Annotated in this window: 27 protein-coding genes and 1 pseudogene; 18 read left to right on the forward strand and 10 right to left on the reverse strand. The window is 52.9% G+C overall.

Annotation, left to right across the window (positions count from 1 at the left end; translation table 11 throughout):
• Nucleotides 1–185 precede the first annotated feature (185 nt).
• Nucleotides 186–440 carry a HalOD1 output domain-containing protein gene (locus tag ACR3FE_RS26410; RefSeq protein WP_458210839.1) on the forward strand — a complete coding sequence of 85 codons (255 nt, stop codon included), beginning with the start codon at nt 186–188 and terminating at the stop codon, nt 438–440.
• Nucleotides 441–582: 142 nt separating this feature from the next.
• On the opposite strand, the gene ACR3FE_RS26415 is transcribed toward ACR3FE_RS26410, so the two are convergent.
• Nucleotides 583–777 (reverse strand): hypothetical protein, encoded by a 195-nt coding sequence (locus ACR3FE_RS26415; protein ID WP_458210840.1) that lies wholly within the window; start codon nt 775–777, stop codon nt 583–585.
• Nucleotides 778–1,011: 234 nt separating this feature from the next.
• On the opposite strand from ACR3FE_RS26415, the gene ACR3FE_RS26420 reads away from it, so the two are divergent.
• From ACR3FE_RS26420 to ACR3FE_RS26450, 7 genes are all read left to right on the forward strand, one after another.
• On the forward strand, nt 1,012–1,290 hold the full coding sequence (locus ACR3FE_RS26420; protein WP_458210841.1) for a hypothetical protein: 279 nt from the start codon (nt 1,012–1,014) through the stop codon (nt 1,288–1,290).
• 450 nt (nt 1,291–1,740) lie between these two features.
• Nucleotides 1,741–2,082 (forward strand): DUF7344 domain-containing protein, encoded by a 342-nt coding sequence (locus ACR3FE_RS26425; protein WP_458210842.1) that lies wholly within the window; start codon nt 1,741–1,743, stop codon nt 2,080–2,082.
• A 436-nt stretch (nt 2,083–2,518) separates the two neighbouring features.
• Complete coding sequence (locus tag ACR3FE_RS26430; protein WP_458210843.1) at nt 2,519–2,947, forward strand: hypothetical protein; 429 nt, start codon at nt 2,519–2,521, stop codon at nt 2,945–2,947.
• A gap of 13 nt (nt 2,948–2,960) precedes the next feature.
• The gene (locus ACR3FE_RS26435; protein ID WP_458210844.1) at nt 2,961–3,305 is read left to right on the forward strand and encodes a transcriptional regulator TbsP domain-containing protein; all 345 of its coding nucleotides are present in this window, start codon (nt 2,961–2,963) and stop codon (nt 3,303–3,305) included.
• 1,561 nt (nt 3,306–4,866) lie between these two features.
• Nucleotides 4,867–5,934 carry a sodium:calcium antiporter gene (locus ACR3FE_RS26440; RefSeq protein ID WP_458210845.1) on the forward strand — a complete coding sequence of 356 codons (1,068 nt, stop codon included), beginning with the start codon at nt 4,867–4,869 and terminating at the stop codon, nt 5,932–5,934.
• A gap of 521 nt (nt 5,935–6,455) precedes the next feature.
• Nucleotides 6,456–6,752, forward strand: a complete 297-nt coding sequence (locus ACR3FE_RS26445; protein ID WP_458210846.1) for a HalOD1 output domain-containing protein — start codon at nt 6,456–6,458, stop codon at nt 6,750–6,752.
• Between the two features lie 106 nt (nt 6,753–6,858).
• Nucleotides 6,859–7,287: a DUF7539 family protein gene (locus ACR3FE_RS26450; protein WP_458210847.1), complete on the forward strand. Its 429-nt coding sequence runs from the start codon at nt 6,859–6,861 to the stop codon at nt 7,285–7,287.
• Nucleotides 7,288–7,876: 589 nt separating this feature from the next.
• Here the strand turns inward: ACR3FE_RS26450 and ACR3FE_RS26455 are convergent.
• Nucleotides 7,877–9,064 carry a CBS domain-containing protein gene (locus tag ACR3FE_RS26455; protein WP_458210848.1) on the reverse strand — a complete coding sequence of 396 codons (1,188 nt, stop codon included), beginning with the start codon at nt 9,062–9,064 and terminating at the stop codon, nt 7,877–7,879.
• A gap of 367 nt (nt 9,065–9,431) precedes the next feature.
• Here ACR3FE_RS26455 and pdhA point away from each other — a divergent pair, with 367 nt between their 5' ends.
• Together pdhA and ACR3FE_RS26465 are read left to right on the forward strand one after the other, a co-directional pair.
• Nucleotides 9,432–10,508, forward strand: a complete 1,077-nt coding sequence (gene pdhA / locus ACR3FE_RS26460; RefSeq protein WP_458210850.1) for a pyruvate dehydrogenase (acetyl-transferring) E1 component subunit alpha — start codon at nt 9,432–9,434, stop codon at nt 10,506–10,508.
• A complete protein-coding gene (locus ACR3FE_RS26465) occupies nt 10,498–11,466 on the forward strand; it encodes an alpha-ketoacid dehydrogenase subunit beta (protein ID WP_458210851.1) in 969 nt (322 codons plus the stop codon). The genes pdhA and ACR3FE_RS26465 overlap by 11 nt, the downstream gene beginning before the upstream one ends.
• 346 nt (nt 11,467–11,812) lie before the next feature.
• Here the strand turns inward: ACR3FE_RS26465 and ACR3FE_RS26470 are convergent, their stop codons facing one another.
• The 4 genes from ACR3FE_RS26470 to ACR3FE_RS26485 form a co-directional block, all read right to left on the reverse strand.
• Nucleotides 11,813–12,025: a hypothetical protein gene (locus ACR3FE_RS26470; protein WP_317176068.1), complete on the reverse strand. Its 213-nt coding sequence runs from the start codon at nt 12,023–12,025 to the stop codon at nt 11,813–11,815.
• A gap of 135 nt (nt 12,026–12,160) precedes the next feature.
• On the reverse strand, nt 12,161–12,346 hold the full coding sequence (locus ACR3FE_RS26475; RefSeq protein ID WP_165161539.1) for a hypothetical protein: 186 nt from the start codon (nt 12,344–12,346) through the stop codon (nt 12,161–12,163).
• Nucleotides 12,343–12,693: a HalOD1 output domain-containing protein gene (locus ACR3FE_RS26480; RefSeq protein ID WP_458210852.1), complete on the reverse strand. Its 351-nt coding sequence runs from the start codon at nt 12,691–12,693 to the stop codon at nt 12,343–12,345. The genes ACR3FE_RS26475 and ACR3FE_RS26480 overlap by 4 nt, the downstream gene beginning before the upstream one ends.
• Nucleotides 12,694–12,775: 82 nt before the next feature.
• Nucleotides 12,776–13,420 (reverse strand): helix-turn-helix domain-containing protein, encoded by a 645-nt coding sequence (locus ACR3FE_RS26485; RefSeq protein ID WP_458210854.1) that lies wholly within the window; start codon nt 13,418–13,420, stop codon nt 12,776–12,778.
• Between the two features lie 192 nt (nt 13,421–13,612).
• On the opposite strand from ACR3FE_RS26485, the gene ACR3FE_RS26490 reads away from it, so the two are divergent.
• From ACR3FE_RS26490 to ACR3FE_RS26500, 3 genes are all read left to right on the forward strand, one after another.
• On the forward strand, nt 13,613–14,278 hold the full coding sequence (locus tag ACR3FE_RS26490; RefSeq protein WP_458210856.1) for a helix-turn-helix domain-containing protein: 666 nt from the start codon (nt 13,613–13,615) through the stop codon (nt 14,276–14,278).
• Between the two features lie 37 nt (nt 14,279–14,315).
• Entirely contained in the window at nt 14,316–14,744 is a 429-nt protein-coding gene (locus ACR3FE_RS26495; protein ID WP_458210858.1) for a DUF7344 domain-containing protein, read from the forward strand.
• Nucleotides 14,745–14,828: 84 nt separating this feature from the next.
• Nucleotides 14,829–15,071: an amphi-Trp domain-containing protein gene (locus ACR3FE_RS26500; protein ID WP_458210860.1), complete on the forward strand. Its 243-nt coding sequence runs from the start codon at nt 14,829–14,831 to the stop codon at nt 15,069–15,071.
• Between the two features lie 37 nt (nt 15,072–15,108).
• Here ACR3FE_RS26500 and ACR3FE_RS26505 read toward each other — a convergent pair whose 3' ends face one another.
• The gene (locus ACR3FE_RS26505) at nt 15,109–15,930 is read right to left on the reverse strand and encodes an IS5 family transposase (protein WP_458210861.1); all 822 of its coding nucleotides are present in this window, start codon (nt 15,928–15,930) and stop codon (nt 15,109–15,111) included.
• Nucleotides 15,931–16,096: 166 nt separating this feature from the next.
• On the opposite strand from ACR3FE_RS26505, the gene ACR3FE_RS26510 reads away from it, so the two are divergent.
• Entirely contained in the window at nt 16,097–16,426 is a 330-nt protein-coding gene (locus tag ACR3FE_RS26510; protein ID WP_458210863.1) for a HalOD1 output domain-containing protein, read from the forward strand.
• A 273-nt stretch (nt 16,427–16,699) separates the two neighbouring features.
• Here ACR3FE_RS26510 and ACR3FE_RS26515 read toward each other — a convergent pair whose 3' ends face one another.
• Nucleotides 16,700–16,837: a hypothetical protein gene (locus ACR3FE_RS26515; RefSeq protein ID WP_458210864.1), complete on the reverse strand. Its 138-nt coding sequence runs from the start codon at nt 16,835–16,837 to the stop codon at nt 16,700–16,702.
• A gap of 141 nt (nt 16,838–16,978) precedes the next feature.
• On the opposite strand from ACR3FE_RS26515, the gene ACR3FE_RS26520 reads away from it, so the two are divergent.
• Nucleotides 16,979–17,422 (forward strand): bacterio-opsin activator domain-containing protein, encoded by a 444-nt coding sequence (locus tag ACR3FE_RS26520; protein ID WP_458210865.1) that lies wholly within the window; start codon nt 16,979–16,981, stop codon nt 17,420–17,422.
• Nucleotides 17,422–17,664, forward strand: coding sequence for a helix-turn-helix domain-containing protein (locus ACR3FE_RS26525; protein WP_458210879.1), 243 nt, complete (start codon nt 17,422–17,424; stop codon nt 17,662–17,664). Before ACR3FE_RS26520 ends, ACR3FE_RS26525 begins: the two co-directional genes overlap by 1 nt.
• A 669-nt stretch (nt 17,665–18,333) precedes the next feature.
• Here the strand turns inward: ACR3FE_RS26525 and ACR3FE_RS26530 are convergent.
• Nucleotides 18,334–19,578 carry an inorganic phosphate transporter gene (locus tag ACR3FE_RS26530; RefSeq protein ID WP_458210866.1) on the reverse strand — a complete coding sequence of 415 codons (1,245 nt, stop codon included), beginning with the start codon at nt 19,576–19,578 and terminating at the stop codon, nt 18,334–18,336.
• 245 nt (nt 19,579–19,823) lie between these two features.
• Nucleotides 19,824–20,069, reverse strand: a pseudogene (locus ACR3FE_RS26535) (IS6 family transposase); the annotation flags it as partial.
• Nucleotides 20,070–20,180: 111 nt separating this feature from the next.
• Between ACR3FE_RS26535 and ACR3FE_RS26540 the strand changes: the two are divergent.
• Complete coding sequence (locus tag ACR3FE_RS26540; RefSeq protein ID WP_458210880.1) at nt 20,181–20,393, forward strand: DUF4177 domain-containing protein; 213 nt, start codon at nt 20,181–20,183, stop codon at nt 20,391–20,393.
• Nucleotides 20,390–21,445 carry a DUF7972 family membrane protein gene (locus ACR3FE_RS26545; protein ID WP_458210867.1) on the forward strand — a complete coding sequence of 352 codons (1,056 nt, stop codon included), beginning with the start codon at nt 20,390–20,392 and terminating at the stop codon, nt 21,443–21,445. The genes ACR3FE_RS26540 and ACR3FE_RS26545 overlap by 4 nt, the downstream gene beginning before the upstream one ends.
• The last annotated feature ends 12 nt before the right edge of the window (nt 21,446–21,457 follow it).

The raw sequence follows: 21,457 nt of genomic DNA on the forward strand, positions 1-21,457 counted from the left end.
CGGCCAACTGTCCACCTGGTAGGAGAGCTTGTTAGGGGTGATGGGCTAGTAGGTTGGTGGTTGGTGTGGGCGGGGGCGGTTATCGAAGAGAGGAGATTCGACTCAGTGAGAGTGTTCAAAAGGCGTGCGATATGTTACCGAGTAGCCCCTAAAACCTATTAGCACACCTTGCTTGAGCAGAGCGTATGGAGAACACGTCATCATCGCAGCCAGAGCCATCGATGCGAACGACACGTCCAGACACCGAGTCGATCACTGCTGCCGTGGTGACGGCAGTGACTGAAGCGAATGGCGCGAAGCCTGTGACGCCCCTCTACGAGGTGATTGACCCAGATGCCCTTGAGGATCTCTATCAGCATGGTTCACCAGAAGTGAGCTTTGAGTATGCGGGTCAGACAGTGACGATCCATCCTGACCGAACGGTCACTGTTTCTGACTGATAAACGACGTCGACGGTCGCTCAGTACGGAACGAGCGTCGGAATCAACACGTCTTCTGTGTTCAGATACCTGGCGCAGTACACCTCGCTCATGAGGCTTCGAATTTGTGTTCGATTACGACGGGTAGAACTCGATCGTAGCGCTATTTTTCGGTTGTTGCGAAGTGAATCTCGGTTGGTTGGAGTGCTGTGTCGGTCAGCTCAGCAAGGAGCTCGTCGTCGATGTCTCGAATCGTGCCTGTAATGTCGAAGGCGATGACGTCTTCTTCGACACCGACATCGAGATGGTCGAGCTCAAGTTCCGGTTGTTTTTCCAACTGAACCACAAACTCTGCCATATGTTAGCAAATATGGTGTGCCTGTATGAGAGTATCGATAGGGAGTTGACTTTCCTGCTTAACGATGAACACCAAAGTTACAGGAAAAAGAGCCCGACTCCGCCCCTCCTCTAGAACTTAGGACTGGTGATTCTTCAATTCGAGATCCGTCTGTTGATCAAGTCTGGACTGTGAAATTGGGGATTCAGTATAGAAATGGATCACCGACTCTCGAGATGGAAATTGGAGGAAACAGTGCCACTCTGTGGGTGTAACCCGCCCGAACAGCACCATTACATCTTGGTTGTGGAGTGCCGTTGCAAGCTCTTCGAGCGAAGCGACTGCATCGGCGTTCATATCCCATTCTACCCAGTAGCGTATGCGGTCGGAACACCGAGCGAGTTGAGAAATCTCTGTTACTACTCGGTCAGTAGCGAGGCGATCGCCGAGCAGTTCGCGGTCAGGACCATATGCCCAAAAATGGGCAAAGAGTTCAGTAGAGACCTCGCCGAGGGTGGCGAATTCGAGATATGAATCCGACTCATGGAGGTAAGGACTAATGAGGGCGATCTCCTTGGCGGGGAATGTGAGCCGATACACCAAACGCATTTGCTAACTGCTGACGGGGGCCTGTCTAAAGTATCGACTGGCCACATTCTGAAAGTAAATGACAAACGAGTCCCCTTAACTGAATTGCAGGCGCTAAGCCCCATTTCTCAGGGAGCGCCGAATGACGCAAGCAGGAGGGGGATACAGCGCCTGCGATTCAGCTAAACACGCTCACCGGCTGCGAGTTGCACCGCTCTAAACTTGAGCGAACATGAGGAATGCAACCTTCGACCGGCCAAGTGGAAACACACCTTCACTTGCACTCCAACCGCCAAGTACATCCGGCCGTGCAGGGTTACTCCCTCGTTCTCTTCGCGTGGACGGCACGCGGAACGCATTCTAGTAAACACGTTCCGCAACCAGAGTCACACGACCATGAGACAACAAGCCACCTCCACGTCACTTGACGCTAGCCTCGACATGCTAGGTCACTCACACCGCCGCCGCATCCTACTGGCAGTGCTAAACGACAATTCACGCGACGAAGACGAACTTGCTGACAAAACAATCGCGCCAGATGCAGCAGATGCAGACCAACTCGAAGTGATTAGAACACAGCCCCATCACGTCCACCTGCCAAAACTAGCCGACAAGGGCTACATCGAGTGGAATCCCCATACCGAAACGATTCGTCGGGGGGCGAACTTCGATGAGATTGAACCACTGCTCACGTTGATGAACAACCATGCGGATGAGTTGCCTGGCGGTTGGCCCTGATTCGAGATAGTTTTTCTACGGAACAGGAGGTGTGAGGCGGGGATTCCAAGTTGTGAGACACTAGTAGACGACAGAGTGAACCCTCTAGCCAGAGTATGCTAAACGAGGGGGGAGACTGCTGGCCGAACTCGGGAGTGAAGAAAGGCTGTAACTGCTGTAATCATGACTTGTATCGACTATCAGGTGACCTCTCAGTCGGGAGCGTACGTACTGCCTTGCTACTCTCGGCGTCCAAAATACCCAAACCAACACCATGACAAGAGAAAATGACAAGCAAACGGTGGAACGCCGGACGATCGATGGGGTCGATGCACTGGTCAACACGGACCCTGGTGAGATTTTCATCGATCTTCCAGCAACGAATCCGCGGTACATTCGTGTTCAAGAAGGAGACCGCATTCAAGAGGGCGACGTTAGCACACGCACGACTTCGGAAATGGCTGGGCCACTACTCACAAACTGGAACATCGAGTCAATTACAACAGAGACTGTTACGGGGACAGATACCGAGACTGGTGAGACCCGGGAATGGGATAGAGAACAGTTGATACACCGTCTCGGTGCTCGTGAATTCAGTGCAGAACTGACGACCTTCGAACGTGTAAGCGTGACTGAAATCGAGGAATGGAGCGATAGACATGCAGTCGAGGGTGTCGAGGAGGAAAAACCGTATGTGATCGTAATTGCGTACGGGAACAACGGAGAGAAATTCACACAGCTGTATGCTGCAACCGAGTCGAGAGACTGGGACTCACTCGAGGTGGTCCAAGAGGATACCGACATCCAGAACTTCAGCGACGAGTTACGGAACCGCTTCGACGACGCTGTACACAAGACTCTCGAAGTTGAACAACGGTATCACTGAGTAAACCTTCGTCGTGACAGTAGTACCAGTAGACGACGAGTTGATGGGTCTTTGTTCGACGGATGATGAATTCGTTGAGAACGTACGGACAACATTTCTTGATGATAGGGCGGATAGCGAGGCATTTAGCTTGCGAGCGCCACCACTTTCGCGTGTCCAAGAAACGCTCAACGAGGACTTCGGAGATGACGTCGAAGAGGACTTTATGGTGATACTCGAATCGGTCGATACGATTACAGGCGATGATAACGAGCTCGATGAGGTTCCAATTGAGGTTGGTCGTCCGCAACACCGATTACTCTTGGTCGGAGATGATCTGGAGGACGTCGATAATCTTGCCGAGCAGGTGACTGCATAGTTTGGTGTGAAGGTTAGACGATTGTGGCCAGCCTCTTGGACGAGTAATCCTCAACGGTGCTCAAAGAGCACTCAGTTGCTCATATTTAATAGTTTGCAAGCTGCACCATTAGGTATGGTGGGGAATTCGAATTCAAATGAAGAAGGGTCAATCGGGGCACCATCGGATACACGTGATGAGTTGCGGACGATAGGCTTTCGACTTCGCGAGATTCAACGATTGTTGGGAATGCGTGTGAAGCAGGAAAATCGACGACTCGAGACCGAAGGCATTGACCCTGTTTCATCAACTGGGTTCTTTAAAGATATAGATCGATTAGGGGAAATCTCACAGACCACGATCGATGAAGCTGTAGATTCACTCGGGAATCTTGGCCTTGGTGACTCTGTTCGTGGAACGCTTAGTGATGGAACCACAATCGAAGGAAGAGCGAGTCCGATTGATTATACCCCAGCTGACCACCTTCGGGTGGAAGTTGAATCGGTCGACGATCCATCTACACGGTATGAGCTTCTCTCTCATTATGAATCTGGAAAATGGGAGCCAATTCGAGTGCGACGGTATCAAACCGGTGATGACGATTGGATTCCCCGTGGTGTAATCACGAACATTCGAGCACCCCCCTAATTATCATAGATATCCACGGCCTCACCAAACAGCACCGTGGCCATAGTCTGCGCAACTGATATTAACGCTATGTAAATTGCTCTTCTATAGGTGCACTTGAGGAGGCCCATATCGTTGCTGGCGACATCGATATATCGCAAAAGTCGTCGTTGAGAAACCAGCGGACGTTCGGGAAACCGTTGCGTTCGGTATCCTACGTATAGATGGGGTCAAACACACTTACTCATACATTGCGATGGAGTACTCTCCGGACTCCCGACGCAAAGTCACCTCTTCTCAATCTCGCGTCGAAGAATTGTTTAACGAGACGGGTCCATAACGGCTATCGTTACTGAATGAGAACGCACCTCGCGATCCTTACGCTGAAGCGTAGCATGAAGGGAAGTCGTAGCAATGGCCGCTGTGACATCCTCCCCGTCGTAAACGACGGGGCTTTCCACACGGTGGGAATGCCAGTCAGTCGTCGCTGGCAGTGGGGGTAGAGCGTTAGAACGTGGTTAGTGTGGGGGTTGTCGGATTCCCTCCTTGCAGGAAGGTGGGGGATACAATGGCAGACATCGAAGAGAACAAACGGCTTGTGCGCCGTGTGCCAAAAGACATTGCGACAAAGCAGAACATCGTCCTAAGAGACGAACTGCTCGCTTCTCAAACTGGCTTAACTAGACAGGGCCAAGTAAATCATCATCTAGTTGTAGTGTCAAACTGTGTCGGCCTGAGAGAATGTGGCTCAAGATGTGACCGAACGACTATACCGGTAGTGATTGTAACCTCACAAAATGCTGAATAGACGCATCATTCGTGACTGGGAGTTTGATGCGAGAATCGTTTTTCCCGTTTCATTATTCAATTCACCATCCATCAGTGTTTCACTCAATATTCATCCACTCGTTGATCTTCGTCCAACCAACGACAACAGCAGGATTGACTAACACGAATGTTTGAAGAGACGTCATTGTTCGTTCTTGTCGTGATTTTTGCTGTCGCTGCTACAGTTGTGTACGTCGCTGGTGTCTATGTCTCTAACATGACCGACGTTCTTTCGGTACGGTTGGGCCTGGGGCAAGCACTGAGTGGTGTCATCCTGTTAGCGATTGTCACGAACCTCCCCGAATTCGTCATCACGACAAGTGCAGCACTCACTAACAATCTGGATATAGCCATCGGAAATATTCTCGGGGGAATTGCGATTCAAACAGTCGTACTTGTCCTCTTCGATGCCTTTGGGGTTGGTCAATCGGACGGACTAACGTACTGGGCATCTTCGATTCAGTTAGTCTTGGAGGCCAGCATCGTAGTTGCGGTGCTGTCTGTGACTGTGATGGGTAGCCAACTCGTACCAGCACTCCTCCTCTTCCGTTTGACTCCTCCGGAGGTAGTGATTGGACTGCTCTGGATGGGTGGCATCTGGGTAATTGTGAAAGCGCGTTCTGGACTACCGTGGGTAGAACAAGATGCGGCGCCAGGTGGTCAGCAAGTACCACTTGGAACTGCTAAAAAGAAGAAACATCAACAATTGAAGGAGAAAGGAAAAACGACACAGTACATCGTCGTTATCTTTTTTCTCGCTGCCATCGCAACACTTGTCGGTGGCGTGCTGCTCGAACGCACGAGCGGCATGATTGCGAATCGTCTCAATATAAGTGGGGCAATTTTCGGTGCGACAGTATTGGCCTCCATCACCTCACTTCCGGAAGTTTCTACAGGGATGGCCGCGATCAAGCTCGGTGACTATGAACTCGCAATAAGCGACATCTTCGGAGGCAACGGGTTTTTACCGACCCTTTTCATCTTGGCATCCATCCTCTCTGGGAAGTCTGTCCTCGCTAACATGGTCTCAAGTACTATCTACCTCACTGCACTCGGTATTCTCCTCACGACGATCTACATTATTGGTCTTCTCGTTCGGCCACGGCGCCAGATTCTCCGAATGGGTATTGACTCGTTTTTGGTCCTGATACTCTACTGTCTTGGGATTGTTGGCCTTGTCGCGATTAACTATTGAGAATGGATTGTGTGCCAAGGCAACTACTTGTAAGTAGACCGTTTTTTTGCTGGTAGCACTACTTTTATTTGATGACCATCTCCAGAATTGCGGATGACGCAAACAGGTGCAGATCGCTAGATTTGGTGCTCAAACCCAATGCGTTCGAGTTTCCCTCCTCACTCAGGACAGACAATTACGACCTTTGCTTTCGATGCGCTCGAACTAGTATTCGTAGTAACGCGATAGCCTACCCGAGTGGAGACATCCAGCTGGCTATCGTTGGGATCATGGCGATGCCCGATGTGATTCGGTCGGCCGTTTCGATTGCGTGTGTTGGAATTTTCCTCGTCACTATTGAGCTTTCCAACCACTTCTGTTCGATGACCTCGCAGCCGAAACAAGCAGTGAACGTAACCGATCCACTTTTTGGGGGTGAGCGTGCGGAGGTTTTGAGATGGGAATCGCACTGGTGAAGTATCGGTTGTCACCCAGTTTCTCACACACCTCTTATGTATGTTGGTAGCCTGTCTCTCTGTGTTATGAATAATGGAGAATCAGAAGATGGTGACGTTCGCACTCGTACAACAAACCGTGTCACATCACGGCCCCCACCCAGTATCCAGATTATTAACGCTGTATCCGATGCTACGGACTGCCCGGTCGAGGAGCTCGACCCACTGTATGATGCCATTGATCCAGATGCGTTGGATCGTCTGTATTCACCAACGTATCATGGAGACGTGCGCTCTGGCGGGGAAGTGACCTTCTTGTACGCTGGCTACCAGGTCGTGGTCGATGGTTCGGGTACTGTCGAATTGACCCCAATCAAATCGTGAAGATAGTATCAATCCTCCTTTACCTCGATCGGTCCCGGTATCGAATATCCACAGAAGTCGGAGACGCTGTACAAACGTTGATTGGTGTGCCACACCTCTAGATTGCATGGCTGAATTTCCAGACGAGAGAGAACTCGTACTGAGAGTGCGTTCCCAGTTGGAACGATGGACGAACAATGCCCGGATACGAGCATACAGTGAATTGTTCGAAGGCGATGCTCCACTCCTCACCCCCGAGGAATTGCAACGGCTCGATGCGCTCGATTCTGTAATGGAACGGCACGGTGGCGATGGCGTGTGGGGCACCGATCAGTACGGAATCCACACAGGAGGGACCACGAGTTCGGACAGTTCGATCGGAATTGTCTGTGTGTACCATCCCCAAATTACCAAAGATTCCGTCCTTCAGGGAGACGACGGTATCGATGACGAGACCGAGGAGAACTTCAACGCAGCACTCTGGCAATATAGCGAACGGGTTGCGACACTCATCGAAGAACGGCTCGACGAGTTCATCCGCCAAACACAGAGTTAGCTTCGTGTTTAATTCCGTTTCCTGAACTTGATCGGTTCATCGGCAACTGGAATGGCCTTCCCAGCCAATACCGTCGCAAACGAGACGAGAAACGACGACAATCAGTACGACACCGCTCATCTTCCCTGCTCGTGGGTCGATCGCCACTGAGACAAATACACTTGCATCTTCGATCACCGGTACTCGGGTCCCTGTTGGATTCAGTTACGTTTGGATCGCTCGTGTTCTGGCGTGAGGTTGAGAAACACGTCGTCTTCAGCACCACACTCTGGACAAGCATGCACGAAGTGGAGGCCGTCCTCATCGCGTTTTTCGATTCGCCACTCCGATCGAGCTCGTGCTTCGTTCCCACACACCGAACAGCGTTTGGGATGATCCTGTAGATATGTTCGCATGAAGTCGATGAATGATTTCGTTCCATGACGGTATTTCGGCATCACTCGTCTATACGGTGAGCTCACGTATCAACGCATTTCATCCGCTTGTCCTTTAGAGGTTCAGAGCGCCAGGTTCAGCCCTATTTGATCGCAAGCGACTGTTGACATCCTCCCCGGTGCGTGTGGTCACCTTGTACTGAAAGTCGAGAACGTTATCCGCCGAGCCACCAGCCGTACAGTTGTTCTTGCTCCTCGGTGTCCGGATGCTTCTTCGATTGGCCGTAGGTTTTGCCCTTGAGAAGTTGGCGTTCGATCGCGTTCGCGGCGAGACGAAGTGCGTGGGTGGCCCCGTAGCCCTCTCCGTCGGCCGTGAAGTAACCACGGTCGGTGACGAGCCGAATCCGTGCAAGCACCAGTGGCACTCCTCGGCTCTTTTCTTTGTGCTCGTGCAGTTCGATACTGGCCTTGATCACGCTCATCTCGCCATACTTCGAGGTCACGCTGTTGATCAACGCAGAAACGTCATCGTAGTCCATTTCATCGAGCAACTCGAGACCGAACACCTGCACGGGACGCCGTTCTTCTTGTTCCCAGGTGAGCGCCTCGATGACGTCCGTCTTCGTGATGATTCCGACCGGCTCGTCCGTCTCGTTAGCCGTGACGACAAGTGAGGAAATCTCCCGATCGAACATCGTTTCGACCACCGCATCGAGCGGTGTGCCTCGCTGAACCGTCGCAGCTACATCGGACATCAGGTTCCGCACCGGTAGGTCAAGCATTCTATCGGACGAACCGTCACGTTCACCGAAGCCGCCGCGGCCACTGAGCTCGTCTGACGAGCCACCCTGGCTCTTGTTCCCGCCGCGTGTCGTGAAGTCGATGACATCGTACAGACTCAGTATGCCTACGAGTTCGTCATTGTCGATGACTGGAAGGTGTGCGATACGTGCTTCCCGAAGCGTGTTGAGGGCTTTGCCCATCGTAGTCGTTGGGGAGACACTGATCAGCGTTGTCGTGTACGCATCGTCGACAGTCACCGCGTCGAGAAACGGGCTCACGGCCTCCAGAACGGCATCTGCGGTCACCACGCCAAAGACGCGGTCTTTGTCCAGCACTGGGAGCGTCTTGGCGTTACTCCCGATCATGAGTCGTGCGACCTCACGGACATCCTCGGTTCGGTCGACGGTCGGGACGTGTTGCACCCGTGAGCCGACCTTCGCGGAGGGTTGATTGGATGACGAGGCCAGTTGTCTGCGGCTGACGACGCCACGATACTCGTCACCGTCCGTAACGACGACGGCGTCGAGTTCTTGATTCTCGAACGCACCGGCGACCTTCGAAAGGGGTGCCCCGATATCGAACTCGGTAAACTTTGTTGAAACTATCTCAGAAATGTCCATTGTGTACTCACTACTAGGAGGGTCCGCGGACGGTTATGCTTGCCCCATCTTTTGGTGACACGATGCCGCTCATTTGTAGCGGTACTCATTCGGATGTGAGGAGACGTATCGTTACACCACCCGAGAGAACATTGACCTCCGTTTGTGATCTCCGCGTTGGCTTCGTGGGCTCGCATCCATCTCGCCAGATAGTTGGTCAAGATGTCGAATCAAGCACATTGGACACTCCCGACGTGATGGGGGGTACTCATCCGACTACACCTCTACTGTGGCTCCAGTATCGTCTCCTGGTGTCGAGGAGTGAATGATGGTCTCGCTGATGTTGAACTGGCACCTAAGTAGATGGCTAGCATACACTTCATGTCTCATGCCGCGCAACCACGTCATCGAATTCACAATCGATTATGTCCAAGTATTGGCCGCTGACGGTTCGGTAGACGCCGATCTCGATCCCAGTCTCGATGAGGACCGTCTGCTCGATATGTATGGAGTAATGAAACTCTCCCGGCGTCTCGACGAACGAGCCATTGCCTTACAACGACGAGGCGAACTGGGGACATATGCTCCAGCAATCGGGCAAGAAGCCGCACAAGTTGGGAGCGCGATGGCGCTTACAGGCACAGATTGGATGGTGCCATCATTTAGAGAACAACCTGCATACCTTGTGCGGGATACACAACCGCACATGCTGCTCTGGTACGCAATGGGAATGGAAGAGGGCGCAGCGGTTCCGCGTAACAACCATATGATGGCTCCATCCGTACCGGTCGGTTCACAGGCGTTACATGCAGCGGGGATCGGATGGGCTCAAGAGATTGCTGGGGAGGACGCTGCGACACTTGGGTACTTCGGTGACGGTGCAACGTCCGAAGGCGACGTCTACGAAGCGTGCAATCTCGGCGGTGTATTTCGATCGCATACCGTCTTTCTCTGCCAAAATAACCAGTACGCGATTTCTGTTCCTCGAGCGAACCAAACTCGCGCGGAAACACTGGCACAAAAGGCGATTGCAGCTGGCATCGAGGGTGTACAGGTCGATGGAAATGATGTCCTTGGAACGTATGCTGTCGTCCAGGACGCACTGGAGAGCGCCCGTGAAGGAGATCCCGTTTTCATTGAGGCGATCACCTATCGACGATCAGTTCACACGACCGCCGATGATCCGTCGGTCTATCGGATGGAGACGGAAGAAGAAGAGTGGGCACTGCGGGATCCGATTGTCCGATTTGAGACGTACCTCCGTGATCGAGACATTCTCGATGACGAGCGCATCGCTGACATTGAAAACGCCATCGAAGCTGATCTCGCTAAAGCAATTGAACGCGCGAAAGAGGGGCAAACTACCATCGATCCAGAAGATATGTTCAAATACACGTTTGCGTCGCTGACGCCTGAACTCAGACGACAACGTGCTGCCTTCCGAGGTGAACACCATGACCACTAAACAGCGACTAGTCGAAGCCATCCGAACTACCCTGTTCGAAGAGATGGGTCGCGACGATTCGATTGTGGTATATGGAGAAGACGTCGGGGTCGATGGCGGTGTGTTCCGTGCAACGGAAGGATTGATTGACGAATATCCGAATCGTGTCTACGATGCTCCTGTCGCCGAAGCGGGTATCATTGGTCTCGGCGTTGGTCTTGCAGCGTATGGATTCACACCCGTTCCTGAAATCGAATTTTCTGGGTTCATGGTGCAGGGGTTTCACCAAATCCAACAGCATGTTGCTCGACTCCGCAGCCGGACACGCGGAGAGTTCAATTGTCCGATGACAATCCGTGCGCCATATGGTGGTGGTATCCGTGCACTCGAACATCACTCCGAGAGCTTCGAGGCAGGGTATGCACAGATACCTGGTTTAAAAATCGTTGTTCCTTCCACTCCCGCTGATGCGAAGGGGTTACTCACAACGTCGATCAGAGACCCCGACCCAGTGATCTTCTTCGAGCCAACACGCCTCTACCGATCGTTCCGTGAAGACGTACCGGAGGGCGAGTATCTCATCCCACTTGGAGAGGCAGATGTAGTCAGAGAGGGAACAGACATCACGGTGGTCGCGTGGGGTGCAATGCGTCAGCAGGCGGTCAAAGCTGCCGACACAATTGATGGGAGTATTGAGATAATCGATCCACGGAGTATCGTTCCATTTGATACAGAGACGCTTCTCGATTCAGTGCGAAAGACTGGTCGTTGCGTCGTGGTTCACGAGGCACCTCAAACTGCAGGCATGGCTGCCGAAATCATCGCCCGTATCAATGAACAGGCCCTCTACTACCTCGAAGCACCTGTGCAACGAGTGACTGGGTATGATGTCCCCTATCCATTGTTTGCTCGTGAGGACGACTACCTTCCGGATACACTTCGTATTCAAGAGGGCATTGAGCGAGCTTTAGCAGAATGACCGGCGTATCGTCTCACTATTTTGGTTCACTAACTCGCACCATATACTCGAACGCTATCGAGAGTATCTGCTTCAGTTGGACAGGGCTATCGGTTAACTGTACTCGAGTCGGTGCCCCAAGCTCACTACGTGGTTGTGAGTAGGCCATCCACTCGTTGCCATCTCCTTCACGAGTACAGATAAGTGGCTCTGTTGAAGTCCTCTTCTTTAGAGACTTATTCACGTGAATATACTGCACACTACACGTGCGTATCGATCGCTGAGGATTCTGCCAGTTCTGATAGTTGTTCAAGTAGTCGTGCAAGCCAAAGCGCGCATTCAGCAGCAAATCGATTACAGGATCAGGTTACTCGTCATGATCGTCATCGATCTGTTCAAGAAACCGACGTACCTCGTCGAATTTCATTCCTCGCCGTACCTTGTCTTCGAACCTGTCGAACTCGACGAACCCCTCATCCGATAATTCGGGAAGTAGGACGTGATGGAGTTCGTAACAAATCGTGAGGTACTCCCCGGAGTTGAGAGTCTCTCCCTTACGAAGAATCGGGTCAGCAGACATCGAACTCTCGTCGAGGAGCGCACGTAATACTCGCCGCTGTTGCGCTGAGAGTACCCGTTTGATGCGATCTTGGTTACAGCGTTCGTCACTCACAGGTCAAGTAGTTGCTACCGATCCGGCCACGCTCGAAGTCGTTCACTCCGAATGCTCGTTCTTTTCGACTTCGGTGACGATCACGTCCCAGTCAGGATGTTCGACCCCATTCCGACATTCGAATCCGCCTTCCACATCGATTCCACTCTCGTAGGCCCTGCGAAGGAGGGCTTTCAGCTCCGCGTTTAATTCTTCCTTCGACGCAAGCGAGGTCTCCTCAGATGTCATCTTCCCGCCTCCCTTTCGTGTTTCTCCACTGTGAGTTCGTGTTCTGGTGTGATAGTGATCACACCGTAGCTGTGTACGGTTATTGCGTGCCCCTCGTGCGTGAATGCAGCGTGGGTATCCCCGTTTGTCCCGTTGCGAACGCGGACGAGCGCATCTAATTCCTCGGTGTCAACAGTGGAATGGAGCGGGTCGAGTTCTACAGGATCAGTATCCATTACGTCCGCCAGCGTTGCGACAACAGCCATGCTCGCTGGTGTCTTCTCCTGATCAAACTGCGTGCGAACAGTCCCAGATTCCTGAGCGTACTCAACCGCTTCTACTCCAACCCCAGATATCGTTGTGCCCATCTGGCCTGATTCTAGCCGTCTGAGTCGGTTCAACAGGGATACTGATAATACAGCAGGTTTAAAAGACGGACTATCCGAACGGTCACGACGAACTGCTGAGTGTCGCTCCAATGAGGCGTCGATGTCCCCGACGGAGTCGTGACGATAGTGACTGCTGGGTGATACCGAGCTCGTCGGCAATCTCTTCGAGCGACGCCTCGCGTGGGGAGTCGAAGTAGCCCCGTTCGTAGGCTAGTACCAGCGCCTCGCGTTGGGTCTCGGTCAACTCGTAGCCCTCTCCCTGGATCGGAAGCATTGCGTGGACGGCGGTGATTGTTATCGGAATGTCGTTTCCCTGGCAGTATTCTCGAAACTCGGCGATTGTCTCCTGACTTTCGCCGCGCACCTCGAATCGCCACTCGTCTTTCGTACCGATTCCGGAGAGCACGACGACGTTGGCCTTGGCCAACGCACTCAGGACGCCGAAGTACTCTGGTTCCCATTCGGCACGCATGAGATACTCGTCTTCGACGCTATCGACCACTCGAATGTTGCTCACGCCGGAATGTACCTCGAACGCAGCTTCGATATCCTCCGTTTCTACATCGCGCACCCAGAAATACGGGACAATCAGCGTCTTGTGTGGAATCAATCGCTCCAGTTCAACGGTCACACCCGGCAAGTTTTTGAACACACTCCCCAGTGGGAACTCCGCTGTCGGACTCGTAAACTCCATCACAGTCGCCATGCGGAACCCTTCGTCTAGCAGACAAATAACCGGCATGGGTGGTGTATCATGGCTTCGAGACGAGCCAACGCACAGTTGTTGGCCGGGATAGTGTATGCTGCGAGCGGGGGTGTACCTCTGGCACCCGGATGGCCATGGTGCACCAAGCTATCTCCTTTTGTGCAACCGGACAATCTAGTCTTACAAGCGATTATGAGTGTGATAACGGAGGTTCGCATCCCATCCGATGATTTTGAACTCGGGCAAATCCTCAGTCTAGAGCAAGCCTCGGCCATCGAACTGGAAACGCTCGTCCCGAGTGGGGACGTGACCGTGCCGCTCTTCTGGGTCTACGAACCGGTCGAAAACGGCTTTCTCGAGGCCGTCGAACGCTATCCAACTGTCAACAGCGTCACAGAGGTGGACGTGTTCGACGACAGGACGCTAATCAGGCTCGACTGGGATGCGAGCCAGGACCACCTTTTTCAGTGCATCTTGGAACACGACGGGCAGATACTGGGTGCGACTGGATCGTCGGAAGGGTGGAATTTCGAGATACGGTTCTCAGACCGCGAGGCATTGAGTCAGTGCCAGGACTGCTGTGAGGCCGCGCACATCTCTCTGGAGCTAACCCGCATATATAATCCGACGGACCCTGAGGCCGGTCCGTGGTACGGCCTGAGTGAGCCCCAACGAGAAGCGTTGACGCTTGCCATTCGAAGGGGATACTACGACATTCCACGAGGGTGTACGACCGCAGAGCTAGCTGACGAACTCGGAATTTCCGATCAAGCAGTGACGGAGCGACTGCGTCGTGCCATTGGGACGTTCGGGAAGTACGCACTTCTCACGCCCGAGTCAGCAGCGGAAATGGACTGACTGTTTCCATTATGCACCATGGGACAGAGCCAGGCAGATGGGACTACGCTATGTGAGTATGGATGAGAGTCGAGAGCTGGGGACACGTGATATACAGTCAATTGATGAGGGTACCGGTTCTTCGGGGCGTGAGAGATCGATCTCCCCCGATACGATTCTGTCGGCAGTAGCGAACGAACACCGACGCGCCACCCTCAACGCGTTGGACAACGCTTCCGAGAAGACACTGGAATACGATGTGCTCGTAGATCGCGTTGCAGACCGGGTTCGGGACGAAGATGCGAACCTAGAGTCAGCCGAACACCGACAACGCGTCCGGATCGCACTTCACCATACCCATCTTCCAAAATTGGACGAGGCTCGGATAATCGACTATGAGGCTGAAACGGGGCACGTCCAGTTTGTTGGCGGCGAACTGGAACGAGATCTCCTGACGCTGATCCAGCCGTACGACGTCCACGTGTGAGAGATGGGTGTGATTGAGGATGAGTAGCTTCAGCTTCAAACTCATTTCGTATTCTTATTGCCGTCGAGGGGGTAGTGAGAACTGATGCCCGAAGAAGAGCTATTCAAAACCGAGGAAGAGGTTCCAAGAACCGAGGTTGCTGAAGCGTTACGCGATGCTGCAGATCAGATCGAATCCGGCGATGTCACGTTAGTGAGCGACGCAGAAGAACAAACCGTGACTGTGCCGGAACGTCCTCGATTCGAAATCGAACCCGAACGACTTACGGATTCAGAAACCGGCGAACAACGGTACGAACTCGAATACGAGATTAGGTGGACGAATTAGCCCGTTGATATGCTGCATCCACCCTCTGTACTGGTCGTTAGATGGATCGATCAAGATTGTGGACGATACACGCAAGGGCGAGTTCACGGAACTGCTTCCACCAGCGTCGTGAACGGACGAACGCACCGTATTTTCGCTTGAGTCGAGAGTTTACCGTTTCGCTCTGGCTCCGTTGGCCGTTGAGTTCAGTATCCAACCGAGCGTTCCACGCTTTCTGGAGTGAGGAAAACTCACGGTGTTTGACGAGTAGACGAACCCCGTTCTCGCGGGCCATCGCTCGAATCTGCTGATCGTCGTATTCCTTGTCTCCAAGCAAAACTCCGATTTCAGATGCGTTTCGGTTGATGAGTGATGGGGCGATCTGCGTATCGTGTTTGCGGGTCGTTGTAATGTGGAGATCGAGGATAGCGTTCGCTTTGGTATCGACTAAGAGCGTGACTTTCAGCTGCTGAATCGTCAGCTTCTCCCGTTTCGTGTAATGCTTCGAGGTGTGACCGCGGTCAAACCCCGAGGCGTCGATCCCCGTAACACCGTTAGTCGGGAGCAGTGAAACAGAGAGATCGAGAAGCACTCGCCAGACAGCCATATCGAGCCTGTCGAACGCCTTGCATAGCGTAGACGGCGCAGGGAGTTCGGTAAGGTTGATCGCACTTCGAATGCGGGGCATCTCGATGAGTTCGTCGAGAAGTGTACGATACGTTGTGTTCTTCCGAACCTTGAGACAGAGGAGAACGATGTGCTGATGGAGCGTGTAGCGTTGTTTCGAGAATTTCGAGGAGTATCGAGCTACAGCACGTTGGGCTAACTGACATGCTTCCTCGACAAACCGGAGCAGTCGTGACTTCGGGAGAGTCTGCATTCGGTCACACTACTGGCCAAACGTGTATCTTCTCAAGGATTTCAACAGAGCCAGATAAGTCGCTTTGCCGGACCAACCCACGACTGGACTTCTTCGCTTCTCGTTTCCGAATATAACCGGTGTCTTGTTTATAGAGATTACTACAAACTATGCTTCCGTACTCATTATGAGTGATAACACATCGCTGGACAACGAGAATGGGGAACTAGGGACTACTGACACCCATCGTACGGAGTTCGATCCCAGTACAGATAGCGCCAGCGAGGAACTCATCAAGGCTGTCGCAAGACTCAACGACGCAGATCCCGTCGAGTTACCACTTCTTGCGGATTTCATCGATCCAGAAGCGCTTGATGCACTCTTTCGACCACGAGAGGATGGCACACTGCGTGGAACCAGCGGTCGGGTGGAATTCGCCTATGACGCGTATCACGTCACGGTCGACAGCGGGGGAACGATCCATCTCTCCTCCCACAAGTCAAATGAGGACAGCTGAATTTAGTGGCGCAAGTGCGTGACATAGAAGGGTAGAAGCGTTATTCATCGGTTGCCACCCTATAGACATCAGAGTGATCACTACCGGTAAAACGATTCTGGATATCGTTTACCCAGGGTGTCTTTTGACGCGCTCAGTAAACGAATCGTTGACCGTGATTACTAACCAAAATATAAAGAATCGATAGCGTCACTTCGTTTACTTAGACCAAGTGAAATATAGACAGTTGAGCGTCAATTGGCGTGCCATGGATAAAAACAGCTGAAGTGGTGGTTAGTTCGGCAGTTCTTTCCGTCCCGTTCGCACGCATGGCGAGCACGGGAAGTCACCGAGGCCCTCACAGTCGCAGTTGTCGGGTTCGGTATCGTTGTCCTCCGACGAGAAGGCGTCAAGTGTGCCGTCGTCAGTCACGTCGTCGATGGCAACGGTGTCCTGGTGAGATGCGGGGTTCTCGTTGGTATTTCTACTATCGGTGCGTCGAATAACTCCTGAAAGAAACAGAACCTACAACGGGGCGAAAAGAACAGTGCTATCAACGGCGTATCTCGGAGTATGACCGTCGAGATCGACATTCGTCTCGCTGCAAATGAGTTCGCTTTCGGGCAGATATTCCAAACAATGTCCGCCTTGCGGATCGAGTTCGATCGCATCGTTCCGATGGGACGTGAAGACGAATATCTCCCGTTCGTATGGGTGGAAGCCACAGAAGCAGCACCGAACCCAGAAGCGATAGAAGAGGCCTTCACCGAGAGTCCGGATATCACGGAATTCGAATTGTTGACCACTGTGACGGAAAAGCGGTTATATCGTCTCCACTGGCAGCCTACGGATGTAAGCTTACTGGATGGGATGCTACACACGGGAGGAACAATTGTTGAGGGGTATGGTGAACATGGTGAGTGGATGTTACGCCTTCGATTCGCCACACAAGAAGACCTCTCTCTGTTGACACTTACTGCACTGATCACAATATCAACTTTACTCTCGACAGAATGATGGATGTATCCCCGCCAGGAAGTTCGTACTTCAATCTTACATCAGAGCAATTGGATGCAATCCGGATTGCATACAACCACGGCTATTATGAGATTCCGCGAGGGATTGATCAAGAAGAGATCGGTACTCTTCTCGATGTCAGTCACCAAGCTGCCTCAGAACGAATCCGTCGAGCAAATAAGAAGATCATCGAACAATCATTGGGATCTTTGTTGAATACTGAACCAGCACAAAATGAATGACTGCTCGAATTTCGGCACATCAACTGGCAAGCCGTGTACGCTTCAATTCTAGTTGACGACATCAGTACTGTGTCATCCTCACGTTCGGTCGTCTCTAGGCACTCGGTGAGCGTTCGCTGGGCAACATCGGAGAACTTCGTTTGGCGTTAGATAAATAGAAGTGAGCGGGTTAGCAGCAGTCGGTGAGTGCATCCTTCCGAGTAGCTTCCGCGCCACAGTCCTCACACTACCAGTCGGTGTGATCGGCATGTCCGTATTTGTCGTACCCAGTGTACGGGCCACTGACACGCTCGTTGTCGTCCTCCGACGGGAATGCGTCAAGCGTCCCGTCGTCGGTCGCAGTTTCGAGGTGGCCATATGTTTGCAGGAGGCGTTCCGATGGAATACTACAAAAGAACAGTGGCAGAATAGTTGAAAGGGGCTACTAGTTCGGATTACTGATGACGATGTTCTTCGAGTGATTCGTGAGTCCAAGTTTCCGGCTGTGACCGCTCGCTGGGTTGCAGATACGATTGGGATGAACCAGCGGCCAGTACAGCAGCGACTCCAGGGGCTTCATGAGCAAGGTGAGCTAGAACGGGGAAGTTGAATCCGTAGGTGGTCATCTAATGGATTCCAGAGGGAGAATGAATACACTATCTCGTTTACGTGAGATCAGTTAAGCAACGTTCAGAGCAGAAATACAAATACCGGATAGGAGGCAACAACCGCTAGCGAGGGCGTCAACACCCACATTGTAACGATACGTTTGGCCGCCGCTGAGTCGAACAGGCTCCGCTGATCGAGATCCGCCGGCCCCTCCGTACCAACGTCAGGCACGTCTGGCAGTTCCTCCGGTTTTTCTGCCGGTTCCTCGTGACGGGCAATATCGCCGATCGTTGGACTTGCAGGCATATCCTCAGCACGGGAGGTGACCAGCGCTCCTGTCGCGACCTCTAAATCCGGATGTTCACGTTCCGGCGTCGCAAACTCCACGAGTGTCGCTGCTCGGCTTGCTCGACCCCATCCGAGTCCAATAATCGCCGATGTCGTACTTACTGCGAGACTCGCCGGGATTCCGAGGTAGGACAGAATCGTGATGACTGTGCCACCAACTATCGAGACGATCAGTGAAGCGAGAATCGGTAGTTCCGTAATATCGTCTCCGACCGTCTCCAGCGTGCGACGGGCGATGGTAAAACTGCCTAGACCGAAGGCCACCACCGCGAGTATGACACCCTGATTGACGGTGAGCGACCCCCCTTCGCCGACGAGGGGGGCCACAGCGTTTGCCGCGTTTGACGCCCCCGCCGAAAACGCCATATAGCACGCGATGATGACCACCGAGAGTGATCCAAGGATATCCTGCCGTGTCGCGTTCGGATTCAGGTAAAGGCGGGGAATCGTCCCAGAGCGGTCGAGTTGGATGAAGTGGAGATCAAACTTCGTGAACGCGACATAGCGATCCAGATACGGGTAGAAGTAACGCCCGACCACGATTCCGATGCCGAGGCTGATCAGCGGCGCGACGATCCATGCTGAGACGATCGTAAACATCAGTGCCTGATTGAGTGTGTTCGACGCGAGGCCAAGTCCAACGATGGCGCCAACAGCCGTCATTGAAGTCGAAGCTGGAACGCCGTAGAGATTTGAAATGAGGAGCGACGCTCCTGTGAAGAACAAGACGGCGACGCTTGCGGCAGGCGTGAATTGGGTTGCCGGCACGATACTGCTGCTCATCGTCGCGATGACGTTCCGGCCGACGGTCCATGCTCCGAGAAAACCGAAGCCGACGAACAGGACTGCTGCGGTCGCCTTCCGAAGGAGACGTGAGCCGACTGCTGGACCGAACGCTACACCCGTCGATGAGCCACCAATATTGAATCCAACGAAGACGGCGACGACTATCCCGGCGACGGTTAGCACTGATACCATTGGTTTCTCTCTAACCCAACGTTGCTGATACCTATATAATTCCCTGCAGCCAGCTCTGAGATGATTCTGACCAACTTACAGACAGCCACTGTTCTATCCTCAATCTTTCTTCGTCCATACTCCGAGGTATGCACATGGTCATTCCGTTGCTGAATGTCTCGATTGCATGCCTCGATCTGTTCTTCTGGCATCGGAACGTCGGGATTTCATGATTCGATATCTGATTTCTACTCTCCATTGGCTGTCTAGTTTAGCTCCTCCTCGACAGGCGTTCGGTCGTCGAGCGATTGGTGCGGCCTCTGCTGGATACAGCAGTGTGCAAACTGTTCAAGCCACTGCTGGACGCTGGGCCGACTGCCCACCCACGAGGTATGAAAGCGGTCGATCCGCTGTTTGAGCGTATGAAACCACTTTTCGATCAGGTTTCGCTCTGTATAGTCGAGCTGACCGCTCAATCCAATTCGAAAGAGGGCAGTCCGATAGCCGTAGCCAAGATTTGTCCGGAATCTGGGCAAGATGGCCTACAACGGCACGTAATCGCTTGAAACGGACGATCTCCAATAATGGATACTGTTATCCAATCACAAGGTGAAGAACTGATGATGAATCAGAACGACCGTTGGGAATACGAGACACTCAGACCGCCTCGCGGGGAAACGAAAAAAGAAGCAGAGGATCCGAAAGCAGAGTTAAACGAACTCGCCGCCGATGGGTGGCGATTCGTCGAGACGATCGCCTATACCGGTGGTGGGACCAAATATCTCGTGTTCGAGCGACCTCTCCGGGAAAACGACGCTGAACGGGACCCGCCATGAGTCCCGAACCGATTGATGGCGACACAAATACGAACGTCGACACCGATATCGATGTCAGCACAGCGAATACGATGCGTGAGCGCGCTGGGGAGAGCCGACTTAAGATTTGGCTGTTGCTCGCTGCGAACCGTCTATATGTTACTGCAGTGTTGGCACTTGCAGTGTTTGTCATGTTTGTCACGCTTGTGACTGTCATTCCGCCACCATTGGTCCCACAGCTCAGCTCGGGCGATACGATCGAGACAATGTTCTCGGCGATGCTTGGCGCGATCATCACTGGGGTTACTCTCGTTGTAACGATCGGTCAATTGGTATTGTCTCAAGAGAACGGGCCACTGGGAGAGCAACGTGACCGTATGGAGAACTCGATGGATTTTCGCGATTATGCGGAAGAGCTGCTTGGTGCGCCGAGCCCAGCCGATCCGTCGATGTTTCTCAGTGAGCTTGTCAATGTCGCTGAACAGCGTGCGAACGCGGTACGTGACGGCCTGAGTAAGATCGACAGCGACCAACTCCAGTGGGAAGTCGACGAGTTCACCGAGAGCGTGATCGGGAACTCCGAAACGGTACGCGAACAACTCAACGGTGCGAAGTTCGGTACGTTTGACGTGCTCTTCGCGGCACTCAACTACAACTACGGTTGGAAGATCTACCAAGTCGAGCGCCTCGCACACGATCACGCAGAAGATCTCGGTGAACCAGAAAACACTCTCCTTGACGAATTGAAGACGGCCCTCGCACTGTTCGGGCCGGCGAGAGAGCACGTGAAAACGCTGTATTTCGAATGGGCACTGGTTAGCCTCTCGCAGATGATTCTGTATGCAGCGATTCCAGCACTGGTTGTTGCTGGCGTCATGCTCACTGTCGTTGAAGGGTCTACGCTCCCCGGAACCACGTTTGGGGTCGCACACATGGCGGTGGTGATCGGTGCTGCGTTCACGGTGACGTTGGTACCCTTTTTGCTGTTCACGTCGTATATCTTACGAGTCGTTACCGTCGCAAAGCGAACGCTGGCAATTGAGCCGCTAATCTTGCGAGATTCACAGCGATAGTCCATCTCGTAT

It is taken from the genome of Haladaptatus rarus (assembly GCF_054177585.1).